Here is a 13,279-nt window from a genome sequence, read left to right as displayed (position 1 = left end):
GACTGGACCCCGGCCTACGCCGGGGAACGCTCCACATGAGTCAGTCTCATGGCTTCTTGATATTACTGGTCCCGAAGGATTAGAATTTGAAGCTGGCTTCCACGCCGTAGGTGCGCGGCGCGTTGAAGTTGCCATAGTCGCCCAGCACATTGGCGATGCTGCCGCTGGTCACGCTGCTGGTCGGTGCGGCCGGCAGGCTGTTCGACGGGTCGCGGCGGAACACATATTGTTCGTTGAACAGGTTGCGGCCCCACAGGCTGAGCGTCAGGTTACGACCGTTGCCCGTGCCGATATCGGCCAGCGAAACGCGACCGTTGAAGATCAGCGAGCTGTCATTCTTCGTGACGAACTGGTCGAAGGCCTGGGTGGCCTGCGAATAATTGCCGTCGAAGTGGAATTTCAGCTTCGTGTCGCCGCCGCCGACCGGCACGGCATAGTCGATCGACCCGCTCGCGGCGTTGCGCGGCGTGAACACGATGTAGAAATTCTGATAGACGCTGGTCGAACCACCGGCTGCGGCGGTCGCAGTGATCAGCACCGGCGGGATCTTCGTATAGGTGTAGGCGTAGGAGGCGTTCAGCGTCAGACCTTCGATCGGGTTCACCGTCAGGTCCGCCTCGATCCCGCGGATCTTGGTGGTGCCGGGCGCGTTGATCGTGACCAGGTTGTTGAAGCTGCTGGCGCCGACGAACTGGATGGAGCTGATGTCCACCTGGCTGTCCTTGCGGTCCATGATGTAGCCGGCTAGGTTGAAGCGGGCGCGGTTGTTCCAGAAGTCCGACTTCAGGCCGACTTCGTAGGACTTCACGTCTTCAGGATCGAAGGCCTGATAGTTGGACGTGCGCGAGCTGGCGCCACCGGCGCGATAGCCGGTCGCATATTTCGCATAGACGTGCAGGTCGTTGCTGACGTCATAGGCGACGGTCGCCATCGGGTTGAAGCGGTTCCAGCTGGCATCGAGCGGCTGGTAGCCGACGCTGGCGGCAGGCGGGTTGGTGTCGTAATTCACATTGCGCGAATAATGCAGCACGCCCTTCTTCTTGTCGTGCGTGTAGCGGCCGCCGACGGTGATGTGCAGCGCGTCGGTGGCGTTCCAGGTCAGCTGACCATAGCCGGCATAGCTTTTCGACCAGACTTCCGAAGCGCGATCGATCGAGCAGCCATTGACCGCCGAGCCGACGAAGGCCGGGGTGGAGGCGGTGCAGAAGGGGATGGTGACATAATTATAGCCGGTGATGGCGCCCGCTGCGTTGCGGATGGCGACCGCGCCCATCGAGCTGGGGGTGGCGGCGTCATCGCTGACATGTTCGTTGAAGTAGAACAGGCCCGCGACATAATCGATATTGCCGAAGGTGCCGACGGCCTGAAGTTCCTGGCTGAACTGGCGCTGGCGCAGGTCGGCCAGGCTGTAGCGGCTGAAGGCGCAGGGTGCGGCAGCGGTGCAGCCGGCAGCGGTGCTGCCAAGGGCCGGGCTGACCAGCGGCGGACGATGGGCGCCACCGCTATTGTCCCACTGGGTGGCGTCCACGCCGCGCCATGCGGTGATGGAGCGCAGTTCGATCTGCGGCGACACTTCCCACTTCAGCATGTTGGTGAAGCCGTGGGTCTTGTCGACGCTGACCTGCTGCGGCACGCCGATGTCGGCGGTCTTCATGCGGGTGTCGCCGTTTACGACCACGCCGGGCATCAGCGGCTTGACCGGGCCGCCGGTCAGGTTGGTGTAGGCGGTGCCGGGCAGGGTGCAGGCGGCATGCGATGCCTGGGTGCCGTTGGCGCAGCCATTGGGGTTGTAGTTCAGCAGCTGGCTGTAGAAGGGCGTATTTTCGTCCTTCGCGACATCATAGGAGAAGTCGTTGGTGATGCTGCTGGTCGGCTGCCAGCGAACCGCGGCGCGCAGGCCCTTTCGGTTATAATAGTTGAAGCCGGCCTGACCCGCCATCGGGTTCTTGGTGGTGGCGTCCTGATGCTGGATCACGCCGTCCAGCTTGACCGAGAAGCCGGCGATCGAAGGCAGGTTGATATGGGCATTGGCGTTGCGGCCGCCATAATTGCCCGCGCCCGCTTCCACGCGGCCGCCCCATTCGCCGGTTGGCGCCTTGCTGACGATGCTGAGCGCGCCGCCTTCGGTATTGCGGCCGAACAGGGTGCCCTGCGGACCCTTGAGCACTTCGACGCGCTCGACGTCGAATAGCGCGGCGTTGAGGCCATGCTGGCGGCCCATGTAAACGCCGTCGACATAGATGCCGACGCCCTGTTCGCGGGCGGGCTGGTTGGCGTCGAGCGGGACGATGCCACGAATACCGATGGTCAGCGCGGACTGGCGCGCTTCGAAGGTCGCGATGCGCAGCGAGGGTACGGCGCCATCGGCCAGATCGTAAAGGCTGGAGACGTGGCGATCCTTGAGCGCCTCCGTGCTCATCACCGCCATGGAGATCGGCGTTTCCTGAAGATTGGTTTCACGCTTGGTCGCGGTGACGACGATTTCGCCAAGGCCGGCGTCGCCCGGCGTGTCGGCAGCGGCGGTCGCATCGGGCGTGGCGGTCTGGGCGAAGAGGGTCGGCGCGCTCAGGCAAGCAAGTGCGGCCCCGGCGAGCAGTGTCGCCCGAGTGAATCGGTTTAACATGATGAAAACAAACCCCTTTTCAACGTTTATTCGTTCGTCGAAAGGGCTGATATGGCGCTATCAAGACAGTTGGATGCAAGATTGAAGACAAGCACGGCGCCGGATCTTCATCTTCGCATCATTTAAGGCGCATGTGCCTGATTTTCAGGATGTTTATAGGCGCCCAACGAGCCAAAAATAATTTTGTCGTGGCAGCATGCCGGAAGCCGATGGGGCAAGGCAAGGGATAAATCCCGTCAGGCCGACAATCGCCCGCGCGAGTCCATCGGCCGGCATGCCCGGCTGCCATGGTCGATGATGCAAATGAGAGTCGCAGCCACGCGAACAGATTGTCGGAATGTCGTTAAAAGTGGCTCAGCTAACAACATTGAAAAGTCAAGATATTTCCGTTTGAGCCATTTTCGCTCTTTCCAGCATAAGTGGCTCAACTGTGATTTTCTGGACAGGTAAAGTGGCTCAGCTGGAGGCGAACAGCGTTTGCCGGAGCGCCCCGCTTTGCCTTTGGCATCGCTATTAATCTCAGGACTTCTTGGCGTCTTGGGTTTCGCCCAGGAGCTGCCCGATAACATCCAGAACTTCCCTGTTCCAGAGGCCCGGCATGGTCTCGGTCAAATGCTGATCCTCCAGCCAGTAATACGCGTCGGCGGGCATCATGCCTAAAACGAGAGCGAGCTCCGGCAGCGTGACGAACTTCCGGGCGCGCTCTTCGACGTCGGCGACGCGGTAGAACTTCGGGTTCACGCCCCTGCTTGGCAGACCATTCAGGACCCGGCCGGCACCGGCCGCGACATTGAGCAGACTCATCGCATCATTCTGAATGATTTCGGGGGAGAAGGCGATTTTGAATCGGTCGCGATCGAAATGGAGGCGCTTCACCACCTTGATATCCCATGCGGAGATCAGGATGCTATCGGCGACGCGCCGGTTCTTGCTGACCTCGAAACCCATCTCACCGCCGAGCAGCATCTTTATGACGGGCCCCCACGGCTTAGGGCGGCCACTCACATGCTTCATGGCATGTATCAAGGTGACGGGGTCTTCGATTGTCTCTGCGGTAGCGACACGCTCTGCCACCAGCTCTTCGAACTTCGTGTAAAAGTCCTCGACGTCCTCTGGATAGAAATGAGGGCCGCTGTTCGGGATGGCAGGAGCGTTTGCGGGGATGATGCCGAGCGCTGCGAACTGCTCTACACCATGGAGTGATATGCCGAGTTCGTGTGCCAGCGACGATGGCGAAACCCGCTTGGACCACATATCGCTGAAGTGGACGAGCTCGACACGATCGAAAGCCGGAAGCTCGCGTGGACCGTGAGCCCGTCGGTGCTGCGTGAAGTGACCCTCATCCCACGCCCACATCAGAACCTCGGTCGATAGGCGTGCGATCTCTGTAGCAGGCCGGATGCCGACGGGCTTCAGAGAATTCGCGAGCTTGAGCGCCTCCCGCCGGGAAAGCGCTCCCTTGGCTGCCTTTTTCCGACGAAGCCCTGCCTGACGCTCAGCATTCATCCTGTCTGCGGAGGCTGTGGCATCGCTGATTTCCAGCCATGCCTTCCGGATCCTGTTCCGTTGGCCTTCAGACACGGCGAGGTCGGTGATCTCGCCGAACCCTTCAGGCCAATTGATCAAGGCCGTGCACGCTCGCCACAGTCCGTGCAGCCTCTCCCGTGGAGCATCGATCGGGCGCGTCTTCGCTTCGGGGTCTATCGTATCCGCGAGGCGCCTGACAGCGTAGAAGATCTTGCTGCGGTCGGCATCGCGGATCGCTTCTGGGAGGGCTTTCGCTGCCGCTTCCCTATTTGAGGCAATGGGATCGACGAGGGCCGTCAGCACGCCCAATGCTGGACGCATGTCATCCGGGACGGGGTATGACTCGAGACTCGCGAGCGGATCGCCGCACTTGTCGCACTCGTGGAGGTGGGACGCGGTGCGGGTCCAGCGCTGGATGACGCCTTCTCCCTCACACCAGCATTTATCCTGGAGCATGTCCCAATGTTCGAGGCAAAACGGAATGGCGCGCAGTTCCCAGGTCGCGCGGTGGAAGGCATAGGCTCGATCGTCGTGGCCAGACCGCTTGGCTGCGTCAGCGCGGAACGCGGCTGGCGAGAAACTGCGGATCCGGTTCTCGAGGCCCTGCTGATGGACATCGAGACCGAAGAAAGAACGGTGGTCGCGCCCGAGGTCGTCATATCGGCGGAAGAGCACATCGTGATCCGCAATCCGCATTGCATGCGCAAGCTGGGCGGTTTCGACGTCGTCGCCCTCCGCGACCAGAACCTGGTTGCGATGATGCAGCCCCAAATGCTGGAGGAGGCCCCAGCTGTTGGGCAGGTCATTGATCGCGCAGGAGCGGTAGGTAAGGCTGCGCAGCGACTCGGTGGGGTTCACACGAATGCCGGTGCGCAGCCGACGCCAGTCTTTGCGTGTGCGTGGCGGGGACGGGACGCGCGAGCGAGTTGCAGCTAGTTCGCCGGCGACTTCCCTGAGCAAGGTGCCGAACGACGTCGTCAGCGGCGCCGCGATGGTCTCGTCCCCGCTCATATTACAGATCCTTCAGCGCGTTCGTCTTGGCGAACTTGAGCTCGAGCGACCAAGAGTCGACGGCCTGGACGACGTCGTCGACCGTCATGACATCGCGCTCGTCACGCGCGATGTTGCGCACGGCCGTCAGCATGACGCGCATGAGCTGGCCGATGATGCCCTCCGTCGCCTCGCCGAGGGCGTCCGCGATATCCTCGTTGTCGAGGCCCACGGGCTGCGCGAGGATGCCGTCTGACACGAGGCGGGCATCGAGTCCCTTCAGCAGACCGGTCCAGATTTCGAAGTCGTCGTCGCTGTCCATGTCCAACGGGGACAGACGGCACGGGGCGAACATCCGGCCGGAGAGTTCGCGGTCGGCGGCGATCATCGGGACGGCCTTCTCGGTGCCGAGCAGCACGATTGGCACCCGGCCAGTATCGAGCATGATCTTCAGCTCGGCTGTGACCTCCTTGCTGAAGCCCGTCTTCTGACCGCTGTGCTGCGTCTCGTCGATGATGAGCAGCTGGACACCTGCCTCGTCCAGAGCCCGCATGGCGCGGCGGCGGAGCGAGTGCTCGTTACCCGCGGTGGCGAAGCCGTCCTGGACCTCGCCCATGATGGCGACCATCAGATCGCGCGCCGTGCCGCTGGTCCCCATGCGGGCGTGGCAAACCGGCATGGTGCCTGCTGGTGCATCGAGGTTGGACATGAGCTTGAATTGCTCGGCGAGCGTCGACTTGCCGGTTCCGGTGCGCTCGAAGATGTTGATGGCGAGCTGCTGCTCGCCGCGCATCTCCATCCCCAGGAGCCGCAACTCCTCCAGTTCGTTCATCCCCTGGATCTGGCGGGGATAGGGAAGCCGGATCCGCATGAGCTTCGTCATGGCGCGGGCGACGAACGGCGAGCGGCGCCCGGCCTTGCTGTTGCGGAAGCGAAGGAACGCGTCCTTCATCTGCGGCGACAGCTTCATTTCCTCTGCGGGCTGCTCCTCGGCGATCACCAAGTCCGAGCCGTTGAAGCCATCTTCCTCACCGAGCGCAGTCACGATGCCGTCGGCAGTCATGTCGTCATCGGGCGTTTCGATGCTCGAGGTATCGACGGTATCTTCCTGAACGGAGGATGCCGGCGAGGCATCCGCCAGCGAGACAGGCGAGATTTCCTGACTGTCGGAGGCGGCGTCGATCGCCGGGTCCGGCATGGCCTCGACCGGCACGGACGCGCCGGTGCGCGGCTGGCCGGCATCACGGCGGTCAGCGGTGCGCTTCGGCCGTTCGCGACGTGGCAGGCGGGGCGTGGGCAGACCGGGCTCGACCTTGGCGGTGTCGTCAGTCTGGATGGCGGCGGTGTTTGCATTGGTATTACGGGTCAAATGTCATCTCCCCATTTCATGGAACGGGGGCCGGACGACCCCCGTTGGTCGGGCCGTTCGGCCGACTGGTGGTGCGTCCCGGCATCGCGCGGGGCGGCATTTGTTCTGCCGAGGCGTTTGTCGCGACGGCTGATATAGGTGGGCAACTGTGGCAGTTCGGGCGCCTGGCCGTCCCCGCCATCGGGGGCAGCCTGATCCTGAGAAGCCTGCTGTGACTTGACCTTCGGCGGGCGCCCACGCCGGCCGACTGTCTCTACGGCAGGCATTTCGGGCGGAACCGCGACAGGAGGCTCCTCGGTCTGGGTTAGTTTCGCCACCTTCTTCGTCGGCTTGGGCTTCTGGCGCGGCGTCGGAATGTGGGCGTCCAACCGCTTGCCCACGGCAGAGCCGTGCTCGACAAAAGTGCTCGGCTCAGGGCCGACTTCGACCGGCTCAGGCGGATCCTCGTCCCTGACCACGACATACTTGGCGAAGTGCTTCTTAACCGCCGGGTCATTAACGGCCTTGCCTATGGCCTGCCGCTCGCGCGCCGCCGACTTTTCGTTGACGTCGGCCCACTGCTCGAAGAGCCGGGCGCGAACGTAGGACTGCTGCTCCGGCGTGCAATATTCCAGCGCCTCCTGCTTGGCGAGTTCCAGACAGCGCTCGTGCAGCCACAGCGGCATGCCATGGACGGAGGGATCCGTGCAGTGGAAATGTTCCCACTGCGGAGGCTCGTGGTAGGGATTCCAGACCTTTACGAGACCGATGTCTTCGCGACTGTATTTGCCCTTCACGCGATGGCTGTGCTTCTTCCGGTCGTCCGTGTTGGGCCTACGGTCGAAGCCGATGTCGTCCTTTGCGCGCCGAACGCCGTCGTTGAACTCCCTGATGATGCGGGTCATGTCGACGGCACCCGGCGTGTAGTGACGGCTGAACCTGTCGATGCCGGAGCTGGTCATCTCCATTTCGAAATCGACGTCGCCGATGGAGTCGGCGAACCGTTCTTCATCCACCAGCTTGTCGAGATCGCGGCCCTGCAGTTTCTGAGCCCAAACAAGCCCGGGCGGGCGACTATCGTGCGCCTTGTGTCGCGTGACATTGCAGGTCATGACGGCCTGATCGATCATCCGCATGCCGCGTTGGAACGACATGGGGATCAACTCGCGTTCATCCGTGTCGACACCGCCGGTCATGGCGTTGAACTTGTAGCGGCGCATGCGCGCAATGTCGTAATTGGCGTCCGGATCCTGCTTGACAGCCATATCGAGGACGGTGCCGATGACCCTCTCCATGGGGGATTTGTCACGTGGCATGTCGCTACCTGCGAAGAAGGTGCCCATGTAGGCATCCGACAGCACGTCCTCGACAGAGCGGCCGTGATTCGCCGTGGAGTTGTCGAAACCAATGACGCCAGGCTTGAGGCGAAACCACACGCAGTCAGGGTCGATTTCGAGGATATCCTCTGTCACGATTGCATGCTTGGGGCGGTTGGCATGCAGGACTGTGTTGAGCACCGACGAGGACGATGCGGCGCCGATATTTAGGTGCCAGCCGACGATGACGCGTGACAGCGCTTCGATCATCAGGGTGAGCGTGCACTGCCCGATGTTGATGCCGGTCTCTTCATCGAAGAAGTAGATGCGGGGGATGGGTGTATCGTCCATCCAGCAGAAGGCGCCGAGGTGGGTTGCGAGTTCACTCTCGCCGCCACCGCCGAACAGCTGATAGGCAGCATGCGGGCTGGTCTTGGCCTTGTAGCCGGTGGACTTGAGCGCGCGGCACATGCGCCAGAAGCGCTTGTAGCTGATCGCCTTGTAGGGTTTGGCCGGCACCGGATATTCGGCTGGACGCTCGCAGGGGTCATCCTCGCCACTCGGATCGACGCAGAAGTTGCGGTTGAGCGGCTTGCCGTTGTTGATCTTGTAGATGTCCGCAACGTAGCGGTCATAGTTCTTCTGGATGTCACCGCGGACGTGCGTCGCACGGATCGCCCAGTACATCACGATCTCGATTGGATGCGGGATCGTCCATGTGCGCGGCATCCGGCCGGTCATGTCGACGCAGTCCCAGACCTTGCGGGCACCCTTCGTGCCCCGTTCGCGCAGCCAGCGGCGGAACGTGGTTGGGGCGACCTCGCGAGCGCCCTCCATCGCGGCGATCTCAGGGATCGCCAAGGCGGCCTTCATGAAAAGGTTGATGCTGTTATCGGACTTCGTGAAGCTGCTGTTGTCGAACAGGCGCAGCAATGCGACCTTGAAAGGGGCCTCCTCATCCTCCGCCTTCGCCTGCGATATGTCCTTCTTCTGTTGGCGGGCGAACCGCCGGGCGGCTGTGCCGAGAGCGGCCTCGACGAATTGCAGATTGCCTTCGGCCCAGATCAGCCCGACCTCGCTGGTGGTCGGCTTCCGCATCTGGCCGTCCGCTGTCTCGATCATAAAGTCGCCGCCCTTGCGGTCCGATGGCGGACGAAAGGTGACGACATCGTCGGGATCGACGCGTTCGAATATGTATGGGACGCGGAACAGCTTCACCTCGTCGCCTGGCTCGATATCGAGATTCCAAGACATGACGGGCTTGGGCTTCTCCTCGCCCCCGCTCAAACGCGGATCTCCGACTGGCCGGTGAAGGGCTTGAGCGGTGTCAGCACTGTGCCGGACTTGAACTTGACGTCCAGATCGGTCGACAGCGTGCCGCGAGCGAGCATGCGTTCGATGGCGGCGTCGCCGCGCAGCGGGTCGGTGGGAGCGAGGCGGTCGCGCAGATCGCCCCATTCGACGGCGGCGCCATTGCCGACCAAGCGCTTCGCGATGCGCTCCTCACCCGGGGTGAGCAACATCGAGCGGCGGCAGTAGAGACCCCACACGTTCATCTGACGGGCGCGGGGACCCTTGATGTCACGCAGATAGAGGACGCGGAACTTCCATCCCACGCTGCGGCAGATCTCGGCGATCACCGCGAGGAGTTCGCGATACTCCACGTCGCTGAGATCCTTTGAAGTCCGCTTGCACTCGATGACTTCGACGGTCCCGTCGCGGAACATGCGGATGGCATCGAGGCGATAGCGCTTCCGCTTCCCCCCGACCATGACCTCGAACTCGCCCGGATGGCATTCATAGTCGGCGACTTCGCTCCACACTTCGTTGTGAAGGGCAAGGAAGGCCTCGCCCTTGCCTTCCCCTAACTGGGTCGTGTTGGTCTTCGTCGAAGGGAAGCGGAAGCGCAGGTGCTTGCCGCCTCGGCCGATGATCGGGCGCTGATGGCCGCCGTGACGGAACACGGTGTAGCGGGCGACCACGTCGCCTTCCCCGATCGGCAGCCACTGCTCGGTGATGCGACGGAGGCGCCGACGGTTCGGACGGACGGACGGGTCGGTGAGGTTCGGCAGCGTATTGACCGCGGGCAGGATGCTGCAGCGCGACCATGGGTCAGCGCTGCCGCGATATCGGTGGTTGGGGTGTAGCACCATTTAGCGTGCCTCCCTGACCGATTGCGGGAAGGCACGGTGAATGTTCGCCAGGCGGGACGCCTGGATCTCGCATTCCATGCTGCGAACCAGGCGGAGGAATGTGCTGTAGCACGGAGTCCGAAGGATCGTCCCCATGGTCGGCATAGGGCCGTTGTTCGCGCAGGGTGCCGTATTGATGTTATGCAGCTCGCGGAGCACGAGGTCGTGTCCACGGCGCACGGAGCGGAGCGTGCCCTGAGTATAGAGCAGCGCGTAGTGATGCATGACCGAGTGGACGATCGCGTTGTTCTGGTTGAGTGCGAAAGGGATGCTTTGCTTGGAGGAGGTGTGACGGCGAACGGGGTTCTTGCGGCGATAGGTCATGTTCCCGGCCTCCCTCAGTTCGAACCGCGGCGCTGACGGCGCACGCTCATGAGGTTGGCGAGATTGTTGGCACCCGGTCCGGCGAGCTTCCGCCAACGGACGATTGTGGACGGATGAGGAGGAGCGCCGAGGTCGCTGTATACGCGAGGCGTCCAGAGGCGCTCGATCGCAGCGGCGATAGCGCTCGCCGTGTTGGGGATGCTGTAGTAATCCATCAGCTTGCAGATGGCGCGGCGGCGCAAAGCCTCCCGCTGCTTGGCCTTGTCCTTGAGGACGACGGTCAGCTCGACGGTGTCGAGGTGGCGATCACCGATGCGATGCATGCGCACGCGCTGCCACGTCGAACGGCGCATTTCAGCTTCGGGGCTTTCGGACAGGTTCTTGAGTTCGCTCATACATACTCCCATATCACCGATTACGAGATTGTTCGGTAGTAATTACGGATATATGCTGTATGAGTTACGATACAATGACCAGTATGGATTTATGTTGTATTAATTATGGGCGCCTAATATGCCCTCGATATGACCAGTCCCGAAGATGATTCCGGCGATCGCGCCGCCGCCGCGCAGGCGATGGAAGCCGATGAAGCCAAGCTCGATCCAGATGGGGAACTGCGGCCTGCGCTTGGTCGCGCGCCGAATGCGGACGAACTCACCCTATGGGCCGGCATGGCGTCCGATCGTCGGGAGGCGGCGTTACAGCGGATTGCGGTTCTAAGGCGCTGGACTGAAGAGCCGGGCGAACTCACAGCTGCTGAAGCCGCTGAGCAAGCCGACGTCGCCGTCAGTCGATTCTATGAAATCGCGTCCGCGTGGCGGGCGGATCCGACGCTCGCGTCGCTCGGCACTTATGTGAAGAAGCCGGGGCGCAAAGGGCCGCGCTTGAGCGGGGAGGCGGTCAATCGCATCCAGGCGCTGCTGCCACGCATCGTCGGTGCCAATTCTAAAATGAAGGTGGGAGCCATCGCCGGGCTGATTCAGGTCGATCCGTCACTTGAGGGAATGAAGCTCCCCCACCTCAACACGCTCCGCACGATGATCGAGCGTGAGAAGCGTCGCCTCCGTGCCGAGGAGCTGGTCGGGTTGCGGCCAGGTCTCGACGCCGTGGCATGCAACCTTGTCCGGCCTGACGGCCGGCACCACGTCGTCTTCGCGGTCGTGGACAGGACGGCACGGTTCATCCTCGGTTTCAGCGTGGGCGATGTGCGCGACAGCAGGGGTGCATATCGCCGGGCCGCGGCCGACGCTCTTGACCGGATCAACCGGAACGAGATTCCTGGAATGCCATGGGCCGACAAGTCCGAGCGCGTCGACGTCATCATCGGTGACGACGAACCGGCGTGGCAGGAAGCGCGATCGGACTTCCGTTCCGCTGAGAAGGGCATTCCCTTCGAACTGATCATCGGTCCACGGCGCTACGGTCGTTACCTACGCATCGTCGCCGGGACGACGATCGGCGATCTCAGGATCTGGCCAGCCCGGACGGACACGGATGAGATCGCGGATGGCAGCCTGACCCACACGGATGCGGAGGCCACTACGGCGATCGAGGTCGAGGTCGCGAAGCACAATGCCGAGGTGATGGCGCAGAGCGTGGCGGACGGTGCCGATAGACCAGCCCCGATCACAATGCGAATCCTGAAGTTCATCGCCCGGCAGGAGTGAATCCGCTGTCGGCACCGACCGATGCGAACCCCGGAAGCGCTGGACGCGCGGCATTGTGGGCTTCGATGGCCGACCAGATCGCGCGGTGCACATCGTCCTTGCTGAGGGTCGAGCTGTTCCTCGACCGCACGAGCGCGGTTGTGGGACGCGCCTTCGACTCCTGGTAGACCAGTCCCAGACCGTCCAGCTGGGCGCCGAGCACCCGGCGGAGCGTCGGATTGGCTGCGTCGGTGGCGCCGATCACCGCCCGCTCCATCGAATCGAGGTGGGGCGCACGAATGGGCAGACCAACCCCGGTCCCTGGAAAGGCTGCCTCCAGACGTTCGGCGAGGCGCGCGACCGAAGGCGGATCGTCCGGCCCGTCGCCGATATCGGCGGCGACAATCGTCCCCTGTGGCAGAGCCACCGCGACGAGTACATGCGGCATGTATATGTCGCCGCCGTGGACGGCGGGCAGCTTCACAGCGCACTCGTCGATGAGGATCTCGGGGGCGAATTCGGTCGTCGCGTTCGCCGCCGCCCGCATCTTGTCCAGCAGGTTGGTGATCGTCGAATTCGAAGGCTTGGTGACGCCGGCGGCGATGCAGCGACGTTCCACCTCCTTCAGCACGTCCACGCGGCGCGACGACGGCCCGATGTCAGCGATCGCCTGCTGCATGATCTCCACTGACATGGGGTCGATCCGGCGGGCGGTGGGTAGGCTGTTGCTCGCGCGCGCGCCCGGTAAGGCGGATGCCGACCGGTTCTCGCGCCAGATGCGCGCGATGGCCATGAAGGTCGACAGCGCCACACCCATGCGCTTGGCGTATTCCTTGCGGACTGCTTCCGCGGGGCGCCACAGCTTCACATACTCGTCAAGGATGGCGACGCGGCGTCGGATCTCAGGCCAGCGGGCCGGATCGACGCCGGTCAGGTCAATCTCATTTTCCATAGGTCACTCCATTTCGAAGTCCATTCCGGTGGAGAGGCAGTTGGGCGGCGCGAGCGTGCGCGGACGCCACGGGCGCGATCGCGTGTGTATCTGTGCGGATTCCCGAGGCTGCTTGTTGCTGTCGATCCGCTGGCGAATTGCCTTACGAGCGGTCGTGACTCGCGCGCGTGCGCGAGCACGCGATCATGCGCGCGCTTCTAAGAAGTATCATGCAAGCTCCTTGCGCGAGCTGGTCGCATCTGGCGACTCCGCGCTGAAAGCGGCACGTGTAAGGGTGCAGGCGGCCAAGGCTGCGCTAGCAAGCAGCGCCAAGGTGGTCGACGAATGGCGCGCCGAAGGAGATTTGGAGCTATCCCGAAAC

The 13,279-nt window shown here is 63.0% G+C and carries 9 protein-coding genes; 1 reads left to right on the top strand and 8 read right to left on the bottom strand.

Annotated features, from left to right (window positions below; translation table 11 throughout):
- Positions 1 to 79 precede the first annotated feature (79 nt).
- The 7 genes from F4U95_RS05175 to F4U95_RS05145 form a co-directional block, all read right to left on the bottom strand.
- Positions 80 to 2,623: a TonB-dependent receptor gene (locus F4U95_RS05175; RefSeq protein ID WP_150424851.1), complete on the bottom strand. Its 2,544-nt coding sequence runs from the start codon at positions 2,621 to 2,623 to the stop codon at positions 80 to 82.
- A 519-nt stretch (positions 2,624 to 3,142) separates the two neighbouring features.
- Positions 3,143 to 5,161, bottom strand: a complete 2,019-nt coding sequence (locus tag F4U95_RS05170; protein WP_150424850.1) for a TniQ family protein — start codon at positions 5,159 to 5,161, stop codon at positions 3,143 to 3,145.
- Position 5,162: 1 nt separating this feature from the next.
- Positions 5,163 to 6,509: a TniB family NTP-binding protein gene (locus F4U95_RS05165; protein ID WP_150424849.1), complete on the bottom strand. Its 1,347-nt coding sequence runs from the start codon at positions 6,507 to 6,509 to the stop codon at positions 5,163 to 5,165.
- Positions 6,506 to 9,091: a hypothetical protein gene (locus F4U95_RS05160; RefSeq protein ID WP_150443117.1), complete on the bottom strand. Its 2,586-nt coding sequence runs from the start codon at positions 9,089 to 9,091 to the stop codon at positions 6,506 to 6,508. Before F4U95_RS05160 ends, F4U95_RS05165 begins: the two co-directional genes overlap by 4 nt.
- Positions 9,088 to 9,957, bottom strand: coding sequence for a hypothetical protein (locus F4U95_RS05155; RefSeq protein ID WP_150424847.1), 870 nt, complete (start codon positions 9,955 to 9,957; stop codon positions 9,088 to 9,090). Before F4U95_RS05155 ends, F4U95_RS05160 begins: the two co-directional genes overlap by 4 nt.
- Positions 9,958 to 10,320 carry a hypothetical protein gene (locus F4U95_RS05150; RefSeq protein ID WP_150424846.1) on the bottom strand — a complete coding sequence of 121 codons (363 nt, stop codon included), beginning with the start codon at positions 10,318 to 10,320 and terminating at the stop codon, positions 9,958 to 9,960. It lies immediately after the preceding gene.
- A 14-nt stretch (positions 10,321 to 10,334) separates the two neighbouring features.
- Positions 10,335 to 10,715, bottom strand: a complete 381-nt coding sequence (locus F4U95_RS05145) for a hypothetical protein (RefSeq protein ID WP_150424845.1) — start codon at positions 10,713 to 10,715, stop codon at positions 10,335 to 10,337.
- Positions 10,716 to 10,844: 129 nt separating this feature from the next.
- Here F4U95_RS05145 and F4U95_RS05140 point away from each other — a divergent pair, with 129 nt between their 5' ends.
- On the top strand, positions 10,845 to 11,987 hold the full coding sequence (locus tag F4U95_RS05140; protein WP_150424844.1) for a hypothetical protein: 1,143 nt from the start codon (positions 10,845 to 10,847) through the stop codon (positions 11,985 to 11,987).
- On the opposite strand, the gene F4U95_RS05135 is transcribed toward F4U95_RS05140, so the two are convergent.
- Positions 11,968 to 12,918: a hypothetical protein gene (locus tag F4U95_RS05135; RefSeq protein ID WP_150424843.1), complete on the bottom strand. Its 951-nt coding sequence runs from the start codon at positions 12,916 to 12,918 to the stop codon at positions 11,968 to 11,970. The genes F4U95_RS05140 and F4U95_RS05135 overlap by 20 nt on opposite strands.
- Between the last annotated feature and the right edge of the window lie 361 nt (positions 12,919 to 13,279).

This window comes from Sphingobium limneticum (assembly GCF_008710165.1).
Lineage (GTDB): Bacteria > Pseudomonadota > Alphaproteobacteria > Sphingomonadales > Sphingomonadaceae > Sphingobium > Sphingobium limneticum.
Note: the sequence above shows the minus strand (reverse complement) of the source record. Positions and strands in the feature narration are given on the sequence as shown.

What these genes read in the sequence shown, in the direction of transcription:
- F4U95_RS05145 (WP_150424845.1), bottom strand. Translation starts at nt 10,715, where the DNA reads ATGAGCGAACTCAAGAACCTGTCCGAAAGCCCCGAAGCTGAAATGCGC.
- F4U95_RS05135 (WP_150424843.1), bottom strand. Translation starts at nt 12,918, where the DNA reads ATGGAAAATGAGATTGACCTGACCGGCGTCGATCCGGCCCGCTGGCCT.
- F4U95_RS05150 (WP_150424846.1), bottom strand. Translation starts at nt 10,320, where the DNA reads ATGACCTATCGCCGCAAGAACCCCGTTCGCCGTCACACCTCCTCCAAG.
- F4U95_RS05170 (WP_150424850.1), bottom strand. Translation starts at nt 5,161, where the DNA reads ATGAGCGGGGACGAGACCATCGCGGCGCCGCTGACGACGTCGTTCGGC.
- F4U95_RS05175 (WP_150424851.1), bottom strand. Translation starts at nt 2,623, where the DNA reads ATGTTAAACCGATTCACTCGGGCGACACTGCTCGCCGGGGCCGCACTT.
- F4U95_RS05155 (WP_150424847.1), bottom strand. Translation starts at nt 9,957, where the DNA reads ATGGTGCTACACCCCAACCACCGATATCGCGGCAGCGCTGACCCATGG.
- F4U95_RS05140 (WP_150424844.1), top strand. Translation starts at nt 10,845, where the DNA reads ATGACCAGTCCCGAAGATGATTCCGGCGATCGCGCCGCCGCCGCGCAG.